Origin of the sequence: Faecalibacterium sp. OF04-11AC (assembly GCF_003460645.1) — a bacterium.
In the GTDB taxonomy this organism is placed as follows: Bacteria; Bacillota; Clostridia; order Oscillospirales; family Ruminococcaceae; genus Faecalibacterium; species Faecalibacterium prausnitzii_I.
In genome coordinates, this window is record NZ_QTVP01000009.1 from 1 (window position 1) to 17,490 (window position 17,490).

Annotated in this window: 16 protein-coding genes and 2 pseudogenes; 4 read left to right on the forward strand and 14 right to left on the reverse strand. The window is 58.2% G+C overall.

Annotation, left to right across the window (positions count from 1 at the left end; genetic code table 11):
• The 6 genes from DXA70_RS06165 to DXA70_RS06190 all read right to left on the reverse strand — a co-directional run.
• A partial coding sequence (locus tag DXA70_RS06165) for a pseudouridine synthase (protein WP_147341636.1) occupies positions 1-790 on the reverse strand: 790 nt, incomplete at its 3' end.
• Positions 791-913: 123 nt separating this feature from the next.
• Complete coding sequence (ytfJ, locus tag DXA70_RS06170; RefSeq protein ID WP_022257255.1) at positions 914-1,324, reverse strand: GerW family sporulation protein; 411 nt, start codon at positions 1,322-1,324, stop codon at positions 914-916.
• 112 nt (positions 1,325-1,436) lie between these two features.
• Entirely contained in the window at positions 1,437-2,171 is a 735-nt protein-coding gene (locus DXA70_RS06175) for a DUF2953 domain-containing protein (protein WP_243001167.1), read from the reverse strand.
• Positions 2,168-2,716, reverse strand: coding sequence for an SMC-Scp complex subunit ScpB (gene scpB / locus DXA70_RS06180; RefSeq protein WP_128117914.1), 549 nt, complete (start codon positions 2,714-2,716; stop codon positions 2,168-2,170). The genes DXA70_RS06175 and scpB overlap by 4 nt, the downstream gene beginning before the upstream one ends.
• Entirely contained in the window at positions 2,713-3,438 is a 726-nt protein-coding gene (locus tag DXA70_RS06185; RefSeq protein ID WP_128117915.1) for a segregation/condensation protein A, read from the reverse strand. Before DXA70_RS06185 ends, scpB begins: the two co-directional genes overlap by 4 nt.
• 94 nt (positions 3,439-3,532) lie before the next feature.
• Positions 3,533-4,111 (reverse strand): site-2 protease family protein, encoded by a 579-nt coding sequence (locus DXA70_RS06190; protein WP_243001169.1) that lies wholly within the window; start codon positions 4,109-4,111, stop codon positions 3,533-3,535.
• 195 nt (positions 4,112-4,306) lie between these two features.
• Here DXA70_RS06190 and rpmB point away from each other — a divergent pair, with 195 nt between their 5' ends.
• The 4 genes from rpmB (at position 4,307) to DXA70_RS06210 (ending at position 6,416) form a co-directional block, all read left to right on the forward strand.
• Positions 4,307-4,495 (forward strand): 50S ribosomal protein L28, encoded by a 189-nt coding sequence (rpmB, locus tag DXA70_RS06195; protein WP_005932647.1) that lies wholly within the window; start codon positions 4,307-4,309, stop codon positions 4,493-4,495.
• Positions 4,496-4,569: 74 nt separating this feature from the next.
• Positions 4,570-4,746: a DUF4250 domain-containing protein gene (locus DXA70_RS06200; RefSeq protein WP_022257260.1), complete on the forward strand. Its 177-nt coding sequence runs from the start codon at positions 4,570-4,572 to the stop codon at positions 4,744-4,746.
• A gap of 15 nt (positions 4,747-4,761) precedes the next feature.
• Complete coding sequence (locus DXA70_RS06205) at positions 4,762-5,550, forward strand: hypothetical protein (protein WP_128117916.1); 789 nt, start codon at positions 4,762-4,764, stop codon at positions 5,548-5,550.
• Between the two features lie 29 nt (positions 5,551-5,579).
• Complete coding sequence (locus DXA70_RS06210; RefSeq protein ID WP_128117917.1) at positions 5,580-6,416, forward strand: sugar phosphate isomerase/epimerase; 837 nt, start codon at positions 5,580-5,582, stop codon at positions 6,414-6,416.
• 94 nt (positions 6,417-6,510) lie between these two features.
• Here the strand turns inward: DXA70_RS06210 and DXA70_RS06215 are convergent, their stop codons facing one another.
• The 8 genes and pseudogenes from DXA70_RS06215 to DXA70_RS06245 all read right to left on the reverse strand — a co-directional run bounded on the left by DXA70_RS06215 (position 6,511) and on the right by DXA70_RS06245 (position 16,964).
• Entirely contained in the window at positions 6,511-8,283 is a 1,773-nt protein-coding gene (locus DXA70_RS06215) for a bifunctional UDP-sugar hydrolase/5'-nucleotidase (protein ID WP_128117918.1), read from the reverse strand.
• Between the two features lie 266 nt (positions 8,284-8,549).
• Positions 8,550-10,321 (reverse strand): annotated as a pseudogene (locus tag DXA70_RS06220) (oleate hydratase).
• 226 nt (positions 10,322-10,547) lie between these two features.
• Positions 10,548-12,131 (reverse strand): VacB/RNase II family 3'-5' exoribonuclease, encoded by a 1,584-nt coding sequence (locus DXA70_RS06225; protein WP_243001170.1) that lies wholly within the window; start codon positions 12,129-12,131, stop codon positions 10,548-10,550.
• Positions 12,132-12,346: 215 nt separating this feature from the next.
• Positions 12,347-12,664: pseudogene (locus DXA70_RS15360) on the reverse strand (ribonuclease R); the annotation flags it as partial.
• Between the two features lie 199 nt (positions 12,665-12,863).
• Positions 12,864-13,112: a preprotein translocase subunit SecG gene (gene secG / locus DXA70_RS06230; RefSeq protein ID WP_022257266.1), complete on the reverse strand. Its 249-nt coding sequence runs from the start codon at positions 13,110-13,112 to the stop codon at positions 12,864-12,866.
• 101 nt (positions 13,113-13,213) lie between these two features.
• The gene (locus DXA70_RS06235; protein WP_128118007.1) at positions 13,214-14,812 is read right to left on the reverse strand and encodes a penicillin-binding protein 2; all 1,599 of its coding nucleotides are present in this window, start codon (positions 14,810-14,812) and stop codon (positions 13,214-13,216) included.
• A gap of 166 nt (positions 14,813-14,978) precedes the next feature.
• Positions 14,979-16,619 carry a chaperonin GroEL gene (groL, locus tag DXA70_RS06240; RefSeq protein WP_128117919.1) on the reverse strand — a complete coding sequence of 547 codons (1,641 nt, stop codon included), beginning with the start codon at positions 16,617-16,619 and terminating at the stop codon, positions 14,979-14,981.
• Positions 16,620-16,676: 57 nt separating this feature from the next.
• On the reverse strand, positions 16,677-16,964 hold the full coding sequence (locus DXA70_RS06245; protein ID WP_022256782.1) for a co-chaperone GroES: 288 nt from the start codon (positions 16,962-16,964) through the stop codon (positions 16,677-16,679).
• Positions 16,965-17,490: the final 526 nt, after the last annotated feature.

The following is a 17,490-nucleotide window of genomic DNA, read 5'->3' on the forward strand; positions in this document are numbered from 1 at the left end:
CGCGGGGGCGGCGCTCTGCGGCTCTGGACTGCAGGGCAGCCGAGCGGGTCTGGGCACGGCCCTTGGCCGCTGCGGCACGCAGGCCGTTGACTTCCGCCTTGGTCAGCTCACGGTAAGTGCCCGGCTTGAGCATTCCCAGCTTGACAACGCCCTCGGCGTTCCGCTTGAGGCGGACGACCTCAAGGCCCACAGCCTCGCACATCCGGCGGATCTCACGGTTTTTGCCCTCTTTCAGGGTCATTTCCATGACGGTGCGGCCCGGCTCATCGGTGACGACATTGATGGCACAGGGCATGGTCTTGGTGCCATCGTCCAGCACGACGCCGGAGCTCATTTTCAGGAGCTGCGCCTCATCGGCGCGGGGCTGGACGGTCACGCGGTACAGCTTGGAGATGCCGCCCGAAGGGTGGGTGACCGCCTGTGCAAAGGCACCGTCGTTGGTCATCAACAGCAGGCCCTCGCTGTCCTTATCCAGGCGGCCCACCGGGTACAGGCGGGCCGGGATATCGCTCACCAGCTCCATGACGGTCTTGCGGCCCAGCTCATCGCTGGCGGTGGTGACATAGCCGCGGGGCTTGTACAGGGCCAGATAATAGAGCTGCTGATTTTTCTGGATGTAGATGCGCTCATCATCCACATGCAGCACATCACGGTTGGGGTCCATCTTGTCGCCCACCTTGACGGGGTGGCCGTTGACCTTGACGCGGCCCTCGGCAATGATCTGCTCGGCCGCACGGCGGGAGCACAGCCCCTGCTCGCTCATGATCTTCTGAATACGTTCTTCTGCCATAGTAGTTCTCCTTGTGCGCCTCCCGGCGCTCAAAAGCGCACTCTGCTGCGAGTGCGCGGTGGTTACGGCTGCGGGGGGTTCCTATCATTTCTATCATCAGGAAATCTCCGCAGGCACGGCGGGTTACTGTGCCGGTTTGGTTTCTTCTGCTGCAGCGGGCACTTCGTCTTTCTTCAGCAGAGCGCTGACCTTTTCCACCAGCTCGGGGATCATGGTCAAGGCGCGGTCCACAGTATTGGTGCCATCGGACAGCTGGATGGTGCGGACGCAGCCATCCTTGACGATGAGGAACGCCACGGGCTGGATGTTGACGCCCGCACCGGCTCCGCCGCCAAACAGATCCTTGTTCGCGGCATTCTTGCCGTCAAAATCCGTTCCTGCGGAAGCAAAGCCAAACGACACCTTGGACACCGGGAGGATGGTGGTGCCATCCTCGGTCTGGATGGGTTTGCCGATGATGGTGTTGGAATCTGCCATCTGGCGGATCTTATCCATCGTCACGTTCATTAAACCTTGAATCGGATGCTCAGCCATAAAATCGGCCTCCTCTTATTTTTGTGGGATCTCTCCCCTGCCCCGCCTGCGGCAGTGCACGGGAACAAATGCACCCTACAGTATTCACCATACAGTGCTATTGTAACATAAATCAGATGAACACGTCCAGCACTTTTTCGCGCCAGAACTCGTAAAGAACGCGCACAGCGGCACAAACGATGAAAAACAGCCGCGCCGATACCCGGAACGAGACCCGGTCTTCCACGGTGGGCTCCGCACTGCCGAAATCCGGCAGGAGGCGCAGCTCCTCAAAATCCAGGAAGATAAAGCGATCCAGAACACCCAGTGAGGTGTAGAGCCAGGCGTTCAGCTTGCCATAGGTGCGGGCCGCCTGCGCGGGGTCTTCTCCCCGGACACCAAGGCAGATGCGGATTTTGGTAAGCCGCAGCGCCCCGAAGATCGCCCGGGTCAGCCGCCCGGCTCCCCGCAGCATCGTACAGATGATGTTGAGGGTGAGTTTTGCCTTTTTGCGGGGAGGCGTTTCTTTTTTCGGCTTTGCGGGTTTTGCTGCTTTTGCCGCCGCCTTTTTCGCTTTGCGTTCCGCACGCCAGGCGCGGAATTTTGCTTTCAGTTTACCAAGCGGGCCCTTGGGTTCTTCTGGTTCGGCAGGCTCGGGCTTCGGATACTGGAACACCGGAAATGCAAGGCCCAGTGCCCCTGCTTTTACGGTGAAGACGCCCTGCTCCCACTGCACATCGGCACAGAACGGGCAGAACAGTACCAGCGCCAATAAAACCATCCCGATCAGCAGCAGGATGCCAACCAACTTTAATAGAAAAAGCAGCACCGCCCCCAGTGCGGAAAAGAGCGCCAGCAGCACACTCATTCGTTTGCCTCCTCTGTTTTTGTTGTTTCATCCTCCGCGCTGTGCACCGGAGGCAGGTCCGCCAGGCTGGACAGGCCAAAGCACCGTAGGAAGACATCGGTCGTACGGAAGCTGACCGGGCGGCCCGGCAGGTCCAGACGGCCTGCCTCTTCGATCAGGCCCTTTTCCAGCAGGCTGGTCACGCTGGACGATGAATCCACGCCGCGCACCTGCTCGATGAATGCACGAGAGACAGGCTGGTTATAGGCAATGACGGTCAGAGCTTCCATTGCGGCGGGCCCCAGCGGTACCGCGCGGCGGGCATCCAACAGGCGGCGGATGCAATCGGCCCACTCCGCTTTGGTCGAGAGCTGCCAGCGGGTATCCAGATGGAGCAGGCACAAGCCGCTGTCCTCCCGCTGGTAACGGGTGCGCAGGTCTTCCAGTGCCGCTTCCACACTGGCCTGAGGCAGCTGCACTGCCTGTGCCAGTTTGTCCGCGCTGATGGGATCAGCTGCTGCAAACAGCATGGCCTCTACTGCCGCCCGGATCTGTTTCTGGTTCATTTAATCTCCTTTTTGCGGCTCAGATGGCCGCGGTGCATGGTCATTTCGCCCGTCGGGCCCAGCTGTACCCGCCCGCCGCGCACCAGTTCCAGCAGGGCCAGAAAGGTTGCCACGTTGGTGCCGCGGGTCTGGCGGCGGGAGAACAGCTGGTTCATCCTTGCCGCGCCGCCCGCAATGAGCTGGCGCAGGATATACACCACCCGGCTGCTGACCGACACCTGCGGCGCGGACACCAGCGGTTCAAACTGCTCCCGCGTGGGCATCCGGCGCAGAGCGGTACGCCCCATCAGGGCCTGCCAGCAGTCTGCCAGCACCTGCGGAGAGTGATGCAGCAGGTAGGTCTGGTCCCACTCCAGCTGGACCGGGCAGCGGACAAAGACCGGAGCTGCCTCTCCCCGCTCCCGCAGCCGCGCGGCCATCCGGCGGCACTGCTCGTACTCAATGAGCTGCCCGGTAAGCTCCTGCTTCATCCGCTCACCCTCTTCGCTGCGGGGCAGGAGCAGATAGCTTTTCATCTCCACCAGATGGGCCGCCATCTCAATGAACGCGCTGGCGATCTCCGGGTCAGCCGCCTGTGCTGCTTCTACCGTGCGGGTGTACTGGTCAATGAGGGTCAGGATCGGAATATGGTGCAGGTCCATCTTGTGCTTGGCCACCAGTGCCAGCAGCAGCTCCAGCGGGCCATCGAAATCTTCGAGGTGGAACGTCAGTTCGTCGGCCATCAGATCACCGCCCCAAGGCTGGCATAATAAGCGGCGTATGCGATGCGGTCAATGTAGAATGTGCCCAGGTCCAGCAGGTTCCAGACCAGATCGTTCAGCACACTGAGAGGGCCGTCCAGAAAACGCCCCACACGGCGGCCAGCACAATGATAAGGATGACCCGCTCATACTTCATCACCCCAAAATAAACGCGCTGAGGCAGTACTGCCAGCAGGATGCGGCTGCCATCCAGCGGAGGCACCGGAATGAGGTTGAACACGGCCAGCCCTACATCCATATACACCAAGTATTGGAGGAAGCGTGCCACGAGAACCGTTCCTTCCGTGATCGGGGCCCAATAATACAGAAGCTTCCAGGCCACCATGGCCAGATACGCCAGCAGCAGATTTGCCACCGGGCCGGCCAGCGCGGTAAGAGCCATGCCCCACTTCGGATTTTTAAAATTGCGCGGGTCGGTAGAAACGGGCTTTGCCCAGCCCACTCCGGCAAACACCATGCACAGCGTGCCCAGCAGGTCAAAATGTTTGAGCGGGTTGAGCGAGAGCCGCCCCTCCCGCTTGGCAGTATCATCCCCCAGCAGCCAGGCCGCCAGTGCGTGTCCGGCCTCGTGGAACGGGATGGCCACCAACGCCACCAGTGTACGGATGAGGTAATAGAGTCCCTGTGCCGTCATGTCTTTCTCCAATCAGCAAAATAATATACAGTTTTATTGTACTATTTTTTTGCCGTTTCGGCAAGCATTTGGAGCCTCTTGAAAAAAAGCCGCAAAAAAATCAAAAAGGGACTTGCTTTTTGCGGCGTTCTCTGGTAAAATAGTCAAGCTGATTATTTTGAATTCCTTATTTCACTGCTAGGAGGTGCAACTACCATGGCAAAATGTGAATGCTGCGGCAAGGGCGTTACCTTTGGTATCAAGGTTTCCCACTCCCATCGCCGTTCCAACCGTACCTGGAAGCCGAATGTCCGTCGTGTCAAGGCGGTCGTGGAGGGTTCTCCCAAGTATATCTACGCATGCTCCCGCTGCCTGCGCGCTGGCAAAGTTACCCGCGCTGTCTAAGTTGATGCATGTTGCCGGTCACTTTGTCGAGTGGCCGGCTTTTTTGTTCTAATTTTTACAGGGAGGGACACCAAATGGCATTGCCCAGCGACCCCATCATGCTGTTGAGCGTGGTCAATTTGAAACTGCGGGATTTTTACCCCAGCCTGGATGCGCTGTGTGACGACCTGGATGCGGATCAGACAGCGCTCTGCGCCAGCCTTGCCGCTGTGGGGTACGAATACGACGCAGCGCGGAATCAGTTTGTGTAACAGGAGGATGCCACCATGGATGGTATTTATTATAAGGAATGGAGCGCGGTGCTGGACCGCGCCATGGAGTTTAAGCGCTACGGCCACAGCGGCGTGCCGGTGCTGGCACTGCCTGCCCGGGGCGGCCGCTTTTACGATTGGGAGAACAACGGGATGCCCGAAGCCGTGGCCAGCCTGCTCCACGCGGGCAAGGTACAGCTTTTTTGTGCCGACAGCATTGACGGCGAGAGCCTGCTGGCCGGGAATTCCACTCCCCGCCGCCGGGCCGAGATGCAGGAGAAGTATTTCCTCTACCTGACCACCGAGCTGGCTCCCCACATCCTGGCCCTGACCGCCGACGAACCCAAGACAGAAGCGGACGAGAAAGCGGCTAAGGCCGCATCCACCCCGGTGCTCTGGTGCGCAGGCGTGGACACGGGCGCTTATCAGGCCATCAACTGCCGTCTGCGCCGCCCGGAGCTGTTTGCGGGTGCCATCGGCCTCTCCGGCCTGTATGACATGAGCCGTTTTATGGGCAGTGAGGCCGATGACCTCATCCTGCGCAACAGCCCGCTGAACGCACTGGCTGAAAAGGGCATTTACAACGCCGCTGCCCTTTCCAAGGCTGAGGAAAACAGCCTGTTGCTCTGTGCCGGGCAGGGCGCTTACGAAGACGATGCTCGCGCGGACACCAAAGCGCTGCAGGCCGCGCTGGAAGCTGCCGTCCTCCCCTGCCATGTAGAGCTGTGGGGCAATGATGTCTCCCACGACTGGTACTGGTGGGGCAAAGAGCTGGGCATGTTTGCCCAGCGTATTTTTGGGTAAGCAGAACACCCTGTTAAGGAGGAACGACCATGCCGGAATTTATCATTGGAGCACGCGGCCATGATTTTGGCCGTCAGACCCCGGAAGCGCTGTTTTCTGCCATCGGGCAGGCAGGTTTCCGCTGCACACAGCTGGCGTTTACCAAGGCCATTGAGGGCGTTAAAAGCTATGCCGATGTGACCCCCTCCCTGGTAGAGACTGCCCGTGTGGCATCCAAAGCTTCCAACGTCGGCATTGCTGTAGACGGCACCTATGTGGAGCTGAGCTATGCCGATGAGGATAAACGCAAAGCGGAAGTGGCCAAAGTGTTGAGCCAGATCCCCGTAGCAAAAGCACTGGGCGCTGGCTGCATGGGCAGCGAGACCACCAATATGGCAAAACAGCCGGGTATCAGCCGGAAAGAGGCCCAGGAAGCGCTGCTGCGGAGCCTGGGTGAGATTCTGCCAGCCTGCGAAGAACAGGGCGTGCTGTTTGCCGTGGAGTGCGTTTACTACCATGCCATGAACACCCCGGAGGCCGTCAAGATGGTGCTGGACACGATGGCAAGCCCCAACCTGCGGGTCATCTGCGATTTTGCCAACTATGTCGGCCCGGAGAATGCTTCCGTGGACGCCCAGCGCCGCCTGTGGGACAAAGTGGGCAGCTGGTATGGCGATAAAATCGTGGCGGTCCATTTCAAGGGCCAGAATTTCCAGCCGGACGGCACCCTCTACTCCACCAGCCTCGAAGACTCCTGCGTGGACTATGCAGGCGGTTTTGAAATGCTGCGCCAGATGCCGCAGGCATCGCTCCCGGTACTGCGGGAGGAAGCCGTACCTGCCCGCGCGGCCAGCGATATTGCATTTATGAAGCAGTTCGTCTCCTAAATCCAACCTGCACATGCAAAGGCCCCTGCCTCCGGTTTCGCGGAAGCAGGGGCCTTATGCTATCTTATCTTGAATTTTCTGATTTTACAGAGGCTCAGAGGATCGTGATGCGGCCTGCACCATAGGGATTCTCATAATCCAGCAGGTAGCCCGGGTAATCGGCCAGCGGGCTGTTGGCGCTGGTGAGGTGCGGCAAACCATCGCCATCCGCGCCGCCAAACATCATGGCATAGCTGGACATGACCAGATAATCCTCGGAGACATAGTCCTTGATGAGCTCTGCGCCATCAAACATGGCAAAACCGTCGCCCAGATTGCGCAGAGTGTAGTTCATGCCGGCCAGAGCGTATTTCCGCTCCGGATCCAACGGGACATAATCACCCAGGACCTTGTCATAGATCTTGACGTTCTGGACGCGCGGCGTGCCGGTGGCGCTGCCCATCCAGACGTTCTTCTCGTCGGTGGGGACGGTATTGGGGATCTCGGTGTGGATCTCATAGGTCGCGCCTGCCACATGCAGGAAACCGCCGTTCTCCTGGCCGGAGCCTGCAAAGCGGGCGGCAAACTCCAGAGCGTCCTGGATCTGCTTGCCCGTCACGGACATCAGACAGGCCACGTTGCCAAAGGGGCTGACCGTCTTGCAGGTCTTGAAGCTCCAGGCACCTGCCGGGACATCGGCACGGATGCCGCCGCCGTTCATGACCGCGATATCGCAGTGCAGCTCTTCGATCTCATTGAAGTAGGCGTAGATGCCGTCGGCCACAAAGTCGCCGAGGTTGGTCTCTGCCGAGCGGATGCGGCGCTTGCCGGTCTCTGCATCGCTGATATAGAACTCGCCGTCGCCCACTGCGATTTCCTCGCCCAGCATATCGTCCACATCGGCGACCCACTCTTTGGCAATGGCATCCACCACCGGGTCCGCGCCCTCATAGGTGGAGATGAGCGTGGTGGTAATGGTGCCTACAGCACTCTCTGGGTTGATGGTCATACAGCCGATATTCTTAAAGTAGGAGCCGGTCTGGGTCAGTAACACAGGGGTACCTGCGGCATCGGCAACCGTCTCACCCGCCATCACCGTGTGGGAATGGCCGTCGATGAACGCGTTGAAGCCGGTGGTGTGGGCAATGACATCCTTGCTGGTCCAGGGAGCGGACGAGGGATCGACACCCAGATGGCCCAGGCCGATGATATAATCCGCGCCAAGGGTCTTTGCCTTGTCGATGGCTTTCTGGACGGCATCGTACAGCTTGGCACCGTCGTCACCGCCGAGGATATCATAGATATAACGGGTCTGCTTGGCGTTCATGAAGTAGGCCGGAGTGGACTTGGTAAAGGTTTCCGGTGTGGTAATGCCCACAAAGGCCACAAAGGCACCCTTGATATTGAAAAGCTTGATGCTGGGCAGGACCCGCAGACCGCTACGCCGATCGATCCAGTTGCAGGAAACGTACGGAAAATCCGCTTCCTTGAGGACCATTTTTGCGCGGTCCATGCCGTAGTCAAACTCATGGTTGCCCGGCGTGGCCAGATCATAGCCTGCCTCATTCATCAGCCGGATGATGGTGGCGCCATCGTCCATGGAGCCGTATGCCGTGCCCTGGATATGGTCGCCAGCATCCACCAGCAGCACATTCTTGCCCTGCTCCTCATAGCTCTTCTTGAGGGCTGCGATGGAAGCATAGGTCAGCTCCGGGGATTTGTGGTCGATGTAAGTATGGACATCGTTGGTATAAAGGATGGTGATTTCCGGCAGCTTGCCTTTGCCAAAGCAGGCAGACGCCGAGGGAGCTCCTACGGCCACAGCGGCGGCAGCCGTAGTGACACCAGCGGTTTTCAAAAAGCTGCGGCGAGAGATAAATCGTTTCACGAAGAACGACCTCCTTTTGTTTTTTCCGGTTTTGGCAGCGACGGGCTCTTTCCCCTGCGCTGCACTGTTGAGTTAAGCTTAACACAAAATGCAGCTTCCGGCAAGAGCAAAATGTCAAATATGCGTAAAATTCATTCACAAAAAGACATTCTTTTTAGAAGCTTTCTCGAAAAAGCAAAGAAAAGCCGGGCCCTGCCTCCTGCCTCAGGAGAGTAGAACCCGGTTTTTCCGAAAAGAGGAACGACCCAAAACAGGTCTGGGAAACATCAGATCGCGTTATATTTCTTGAGGAATTTTTCAAGGTCGGTGCCCTCGATCTTCCGCAGCGCTTCTTTCAGGGCAAGTTTCTTTACAAACGGCAGCTCCATATCCGTGAGCTTTCTGCCGTCCCGGAGCTTGACCGCGGCATCAATCAGGCAGCGGACATCGTAGGTGCTGCCCCAGACCTCGGGCACGCCGCGGTCAATGCTGAGCAGGCTGTACACCGCCACCATACCGGTGCGCATGGAATACTCCGTGGTGAAGATGGTATCCCGCGGCGTCTCGGCAAACTGGCCCAAAAATGCGAAGTTTACAGCGTCTTTCGGCACCACGTCGGGCCGGTCACCAATGGCGCGGGGCATGAAGAACGCATCAATATAGGGCATCATGACCGGCACTGTGTTGGCGCTGTGCTCGGCCAATTCCTCGATCTTGTCCGTCGGCACGCCCAGATGGTACAGCCACTCCATGCAGATCTCCTTGCCGGTGCAATCCCTCATGGATTTCTTGACGTAATCGCCGGGCTTATCGCTGAACAGGCCGTAGACCCAGACACAGAGCTGGTTTTTGGGCTGATCCCGGAACTGCTGTTGGCGATTGAGAGTCCAGCTGAGGAGCCAGCTGGAATCCTTGACCGTGACGATGCCGCCCGTGACGGTATGGCCGCTGAACGGATCCCGCTTGCAAATTTTTTCGATATACTGCGGGATGGTATCGTCCAGCGTGGTGATGGTCGCACTCTCCCAGTTGGATTCCTCGGGTTTGGAGCAGAACTTATCCGGGTTGCCGAACGAGGGGTCCTGCGCCGCGACCCGCCGCCAGAGATCCCAGCCATTGCCCGGTTTGATGGTGGGGTCAAAGCCCGCCGCCTTGTCCTGCGCACCCACGGTACAGCTTTCTACACAGCCGCCGTTGGTAATGAAAAGCAGGTCGTTCTCGGTCAGGTCGATGGTCTCCACCTGGCCTTATGGTCTACCGTGATGGAGCTGGCCTGCTTGCGGCCGATCTCAATGTTGAACTGCACATCCGTTACCTTTGTCTCATAAAAGAACTGGACGCCGTGGTCTTTCAGGTAACAGGTCATGGGCAGGATGATGGACTCATACTGGTTATACCGGGTAAAACGCAGGGCCGTGAAATCCGGCAGACCGCCGATGTGGTGGATATACCGCTTGAGGTAGAGTTTCATTTCCAGAGCGCTGTGCCAGTTTTCAAAGGCAAACATGGTGCGCCAGTAAAGCCAGAAGTTGGAGGAGAAAACCTCCTCGTCAAAAACATCGGTGATCTTTTTATCCTGCAATTGCTCGTCCGGGGTGAAGAAGAGTTTCATGATCTCCAGCGCGCCCTGATCCGAGATGGCAAATTTGCCATCCGTGTGGGCGTCCTGGCCCTGTTTTTCCGTCGCGCGGCAAAGGGAGGAATTGGGGTCCGCCTTGTTCAGCCAGTAATATTCATCCAGCACGCTGGCACCCTCGGTTTCCAGCGACGGGATAGAGCGAAGCAGATCCCACATGACCTCAAAGTGGTTGTCCATCTCGCGGCCGCCCCGCATGACATAGCCGATATCATATTTATAGCCATCGCAGGCACCGCCTGGGATGGGGTCTTTTTCAAAGATGTGGATGCGCTCGCCTTTCATCTGGCCATCCCGCACCAGATAGCAGGCCGCGGTCAGAGCGGCCAGGCCCGAGCCAATAAGATAGGCCGATTTATGATCGACCCCCTCCGGTTTGCGCGGATGCGCGAATGCCTCATAATTGCCACTGGAATAATACATCAGATCAACCTCCTGAGCATGGTAGGAACTGTGCGCTCTTCTCCGGTACGCGCACCATCGTTGTGGCCTTAGTATACCCGGCTCAGGGCCGCCCTACAACAAACAAAAGGGCGGCAGTGTAAGAATTTTTTACATTCCGCCGCCTTTGATAGTAAAAAAGCACCGGCTCCCGTGCTGCCGGGAACCGATGCTTTTACCACTTGATCGTGTTTGATGGTTTCTGTAATTATTTCTTTTCCGGAGCGACCTCAAAATCGACCTTGCCCAGGTTGACATCGGCACGCACAATGGTGATCATCATGCTGTCGCCCAGGCTCCAGCTCTTGCCGGAGACGGGATCCGAGAGGCGGATGCCCTCGGTGAGGTTGGTGCCGGAGGGGGTCAGGCTGGAAGCAGGCACAAAGCCCTCCACACCATTTTCCAGCTCCACAAACAGGCCGCGCTGGGTCACGCCGGAAATGGTGCCCTCATAGCACTCGCCCAGATGGCGGCGGGCATATTCAGCCTTATAGCAATCCTCGGCCTTGCGCTCGATCTGCATGGCAATGATCTCCCGCTCGCTGGACTGCTTGCTGGCTTTCTCCGCAAAATCGCTGTAGCGGAGGATCATGGTCTCTTTGTCCGTGCCCTGCAGCAGATCCGTCATGATGCGATGGATGGCCAGATCAGGGTAACGGCGGATGGGGCTGGTAAAGTGGGCGTAGTCCTTGAGGACCAGACCATAGTGGCCCTTGGGCTTTTCCTCGTACACAGCCTTGGATATGCAGCGGAGCATTCCGGTGTTGATGATCTGCTCATAGGGAGTGCCGCGCACGCCCTCGAGGATGGCGCTCAGCTCCTTGGGGGTGGGCACCTCTTTTGCAAAGTGGTCATTGATCCCGCAGGCCTGCAGCAGAGCGTGCAGACGCTCCAGCTTCTCGGCGTTGGGCTCCTCGTGCACACGGTAGACAAAGGGAATCTGCTTGACGCGGGCAAAGTGGGCCGCGCACTGGTTGGCCAGCAGCATGAATTCCTCGATCATGGACTCGCTCTCACCGGAGGTGCGCTTCTTGACGTCGATGCAGTGGCCGTCCTCGTCAAGGATGAGCTTGACTTCACCGCTCTCAATGTCCATGCATCCGCGCTCCTTGCGCAGGCGGGCACGGTGACCGTACAGCTCTTTCATGGCAGGCAGCTGGTTCAGCACCTCGGCATACTTGGCCTTGATCTCAGCATCCGCGGTCCCGGCCAGCAGGGCATTGATCTCAGAGTACACGCCCTTGACCCGGCTGCAGATGATGGACTTGACAAAACGGTAATCGGTCAGGTTGCCGTCTTGATCCAGCCGCATGAGGCAGGAGAACGCCAGACGCAGCTCTTTCTCATTCAGAGAGCAGATACCATTGGAGAGCTGCTTCGGCAGCATGGGGACGACCTGGTCGGCATAGTAAACACTGGTAGCACGGCTGAATGCTTCATTGTCCAGCTCACTGCCAGGCTTGACATAATTGGAAACATCCGCAATGTGGACGCCCAGCTCAAAGCCGCCGTCAGAAGTCTTGGTCAGGCTGATGGCATCGTCGATGTCCTTGGTCTCGGCGCTGTCGATGGTGAAGATGGGCAGGGCACGCAGGTCCATGCGGCCCTCACAGTCGGCCTCGGAAACCGCCATGTCCTCAAACTTTTTGGCTTCTTCCCGCACCTTATCCGGGAAACGGCTGCGGATGTCCTTGGCGTAGAGCAGAGCCTTGGCGCAGCGCTTGGCCTCGTCCGAGCTGCCAAACCGCATGGCAACACCCACGCGGTGGTCTTCCTGACGGTTGCCGCGCATGAGGATCTCCACAGCGACCTTGTCGCCGTCCTTGGCACCGCCTCGCAATCCCGCATGAGCTGCATGGAAATGGCCGGGCAGTCGTCCGGGACGAATTTCAAACGGCCATCCACCCGGCGGGCCGTGCCAACCAGGTCATTTTTCTCGGTGAGGATGGCAAGGATCTCGCCCTCATCACTTCCCTCCACACGGGGGTGGGCAAACTTCTCCACCAGCACCTCATCGCCCGGCATGGCACCGCGGGTAAAGCGGCCCGGAATAAAGATATCACTGGTGCCATCGTCCAGCATAACAAAGGCAAAGTTCTTCCCCAGCTTGACCACCTTGCACAGCAGGGCTTTCTCCGCGCGGCCCGAGCGGACGGTGAAGAACACGCCCTGCTTCTGGCAGATGACCGCCTCATGCACCAGCTGGTCCAGTGCTTCCATCACCTTGCGGTCCGCACCGCGGTCTCCGCCAAACTTCGCTTTCAGATCCTTGACGGTGCAGGGCTGGTTTTGGATCGCATGTTCAATTTTATCGCGTAACGGCATAATTTTCTCCTTACTTCCAACGGCTCTGCCTCCACCGGGCTGCGAGCCTTTTCACACAGCGGGCACACTCCCGCACTTCCCTCCTGCCGCCCGCGGCACATCCCCGAGGCAGCAGCTTCTCCTAACGAGTCATCAAATGATTTTGGGTATTTCCGGGCAGAAAAACAGCCCCGTCCTACACGGGGCTGCATACGCGTGCTCAGGCCAGACGGCTTGCAAACACACAGGCCAGGATCGCCACCACAAAGAAGACGATGCCTGCAATGCGGGTCACCTTTGCCAGCATCTGGTCGGCCGGGGTCAGGCGAGCATTGTTCGCGCCGTAGGCACTCCCGTTGATGGCGCCGGACAGCCCCTGACCATGGGTGTGCTGCATCAGAGTGAGGAACACGATAGCGGCAGAAACGATGAGCAGGATGACGCCGCCGACGATTTCAATGACAGACATGGATGAAACGCTCCTTTGATTTATCAAAAATTTAAGATCAACCATACAAATACAAGTATATAGTATCATACTCCGTGTGAAATTGCAAGCAAAATTGAATTTTACTCCCCTGCAGCGTCCAAAGCGTCACACACCTGCGCGAAGATGGCCGCACTGGTCCGCGACAGGCCTGTCTGGCCGTCCTGCAGCACCACAATGGTATAGCGTGGGTTCCGGGCCGGATAGAAGCCTGCAAACCAGTAATTTTTCAGCTCTTTTCCCGCCGCAAACTGGCCGGTCTGGGCGGTGCCCGTCTTCCCGGCGGCGGTGCCCTCTGTGGGGGCCGCCTCATGGCCCGTGCCCTCCGTGACAACACTTGCCAGCAGCTCCCGCAATGCCCGGGCAGTCTGTGCAGAGAACACCCGCCGGGCGCCGCGGTGGGCCAGTGCGGTCAGCGGTTCACCGGTCGTTTCATCCAAAGTGCATTCCAGAAAGAGTGGCTCCCGCCAGATACCGCCCGCCGCAATGGTGTTTATCATGGCGGCAATTTGGATCGGTGTAGCCAACAGCTCCCCCTGCCCAAAGCAGAAATTGGCAAAAGCCCCGCTGGATGTGAGTGTTTCCGCCTCCGGCAGCTGACCTGCAGCCGTGCTCAGGGTGTCTGCCAAATTCAGCGCCCGGCCAAAGCCGAGGCGGACAGCCATTTCCCGCACCCGCTCCGGGCCAAGCTCCTGCCCCAGCCGGATAAAATATCCGTTGCAGCTTTTCTGCAGGGCGGCTGCCAGATCCACTTCTCCGTGAGGGACACCTCCGGCACAGCGGAACACCTGCCCATCCACAACGCAATAGCCCGGGCAATCCCACACAAGGCCCGTCTTCCCCGCTTCCAGCGCCGCGGCAGCCAATACCGGCTTGAAAACAGAACCCACCGCATAGGCCTGAAATGCCCGGTTCACAAGCGGGCTGTCCGGAGCATTCAGGCTGGCGGAGACATTTTCCGGGTCAAAGCCCGGTGTACTGGCACAGGCCCGCACTTTTGCACTGGCCGCATCCAGTACCAGAATGCAACCGCTCTGCATCGTCTGGACCGCCACGGCTTCTGCCGCGCGCTGGATGGACCGGGAGAGAGTCAGTTGAACCCCCACTGCGCCGCTGTCCGATTTTACGAGCTCCGGCTCTGTCCCGCTCCGGAGCTTTCCCTGTGCGTTGACCGCACAGACCAACTTGTCCTGTGCCCCGGTGCCGGAGAGCAGATCCTCCAGCGCTGCCTCCAGCCCTGCGACGCCGTGCCCCTCGCCATCGAGATAGCCCAGCAGGGCCGACGCCAAAGGTGCATCCCCATAGCGGCGCGGGACGGCATAGCACCACGCGCCCATTGCAGAGACATCCCGCGTCACCTCCACCAGAAACGGCCGGGAGGCGTTCCGTTTCTGGTAGAGCATTGCCTGACCGGCCTTGCTGGCATACGGGTAAAGTTTTGTGTAGCTTCCCTCCCCGGGCAGACTAAGCGCCAGCCACTGCTCCCCAAGCCCGGTGAGCAGGTGACCATTGCAATCGTAAAAATTGCCCCGCCGGGCCGGGAACGTTAGTGTGGCTGTGCTCTGCGCTTCCGCCCGGGCTGCATAGGCCGTGTTGGAGCAAAGCCAGAACAGCCTGCACAGCACCACTGCAAAGCCAAGCAGCAGTGAGCCATATAGCACCAGCACCCGACGGCCCGACATCAAAAGCCCCCTCTCCCGTTCCATATCCGGTTACAGTATGGACGAAAAAGAAAGAATGCATTCGTCAAGCTCTTAAAGAAAGACGCAAAAGAGGCGGAACCTCCGAAGAGACTCCGCCTCAAAAGTGCGCTTAACAGTATTTGCAGTTTTAGGGAGCGACTGCGACTTAGTACATGCCGCCCATGCCGCCCATATCACCAGCAGGTGCTGCGGGTGCCGGGGGTTCCGGCAGGTCAGCGACCAGGCTCTCAGTGGTCAGGACCATCTCAGCAACGGAGGCTGCGTTCTCCAGAGCGGAACGAGTGACCTTGGTCGGGTCCACAATGCCAGCGGCGATCATATCGTCCACGAAGACCTCGTTCTGAGCGTCGAAGCCGTAGTTGGGCTTGTTGGCAGTGATGATCTTGTCGATGATGACGCTGCCCTCGAGGCCGGCGTTCTTGGCGATCTGGCGCAGAGGAGCTTCCAGAGCCTTGAGGACGATGCGGGCACCGGTGCGCTCGTCACCCTCCAGGGTATCACACAGCTCACGGACAGCGGGGATGGCGTTGATGGGAGCGGTACCGCCGCCGGCCACAACGCCTTCCTGAACAGCAGCCTTGGTTGCGTTCAGAGCGTCCTCAATGCGGAGCTTCTTATCTTTCATCTCGACTTCGGTAGCAGCACCGACCTTGATGACAGCCACACCGCCGGCCAGCTTTGCCAGACGCTCCTGCAGCTTCTCACGGTCGAAATCGCTGGTAGCAGCCTCGATCTGGTTGCGGATCTGAGCCACACGGTTGTGGATGGCTTCTTTGTCGCCTGCACCGCCGACAATGGTGGTGTTCTCCTTGGTGACCTTGACCTGACGTGCATGGCCCAGCATCTGCAGGGTTGCATCTTTCAGCTCATAGCCCAAATCAGAGGAGATGACGGTGCCGCCGGTCAGGGTTGCGATATCCTGCAGCATCTCCTTGCGGCGGTCACCGAAGCCGGGAGCCTTGACAGCAACCACGGTAAAGGTGCCACGCAGACGGTTGACGATCAGGGTGGACAGGGCCTCGCCCTCGATGTCCTCTGCAATGATGAGCAGCTTCATGCCGTTCTGAACCACCTGCTCCAGCAGGGGCAGCAGATCCTGAATGACGCTGATCTTCTTATCGGTGATGAGGACAGCGGCGTCATCCAGGACAGCCTCCATCTTCTCGGTATCGGTAACCATATACGGGGTCAGGTAGCCGCGGTCAAACTGCATACCCTCGACGATCTCGTTGTAGGTCTCAGCGGTGGTCTTGTTCTCCTCAATGGTGATGACGCCATCGGAGGTGACTTTCTCCATTGCCTCAGCGATCAGGCGGCCGATCTCAGGGTCGCCAGCAGAAATGGTGCCGACACGAGCGATGTCGTTGGCATCCTTGACTTTCTGGCTGTGTGCCTTGATGGTCTCAACAGCCTTGGCAACAGCCTTGCTCATGCCGCGGCGGATGTCCATCGGGTTTGCACCGGCGGTGACATTCTTCATGCCCTCGGTGACCATCGCCTGTGCCAGAACGGTTGCAGTAGTGGTACCGTCGCCTGCCGCGTCGTTGGTCTTGGTAGCGACCTCACGCACCAGCTGTGCACCCATGTTCTCGAACTCGTCTTTCAGCTCGATCTCTTTTGCAATGGTCACGCCATCATTGGTGATGACCGGGGCGCCAAACTTCTTGCTCAACACCACGTTGCGGCCCTTGGGGCCCAGGGTGATCTTCACGGTGTTTGCCAGCGTATCAATGCCAGCGCACAGTGCCTTGCGGGCATCCTCGCCCTGCTTAATCTGCTTAGCCATAATCAAATCGCTCCTTTTATAAAGCTCGAATTTCTTTTATTGATGAGGGGAAACTGCTCAGTCTTCCACCACGGCCAGGATATCGCCCTGGCGCACGATGGTGCACTCCTCGCCGTCCACCTTGACCTCAGTACCGGAGTACTTGCTGGTGAGCACCTTATCGCCCACCTTGACAGTCATCTTGACTTCCTTGCCATCCACGACGCCGCCGGGGCCAACCGCAACGACCTCAGCCACCTGGGGCTTCTCTTTGGCACTACCGGTCAGGATGATGCCGCTCTTGGTGGTCTCCTCGGCCTCAACAGTCTTGATAACAACGCGGTCTGCAAGAGGAATGATCTTCATAGTTCTTGCCCTCCTATAGTAAAATATAATGAAAACAATTTAGCACTCCGGGCGCTTCTTTGCATGTCGTCCGGTTCTTTAGCACTCCATTTCTCTGAGTGCTAAGTGTATTGTACTCATCTCCGGGGTAAAAATCAAGAGGTTTGGGGCATTTTTTTGTTAAGTTTTTGTGTACGTTCCATTGAATCAACGTACTATCGCTATTTATTGTTCAAAAATGTATAAATAGCATCTTTTTATTCCCCGTTAATCCGTTCTTTTCCACCTCTCACAAAGTTTTAGCACTCTCCCACGTCAAAAAACAAAAGTCCCTGTCAGATTCGCTTTTGCAGCGTTTCTGGCAGGGGCCTTTGCCGTTTTGCTATTCTCTTCCCGTCCAACATCTACCATGCATTCTGCTGCTCGCAAAATATCATTCCCGGTCAGAGTCCAGCATTCTCATGCAACATTTACCCTCCATTTTGATTTCTCTCTGATTCAGCCTACAGGGCCGTCTGTCAATCCTATGGGGGTGTGCTGTTGCGTC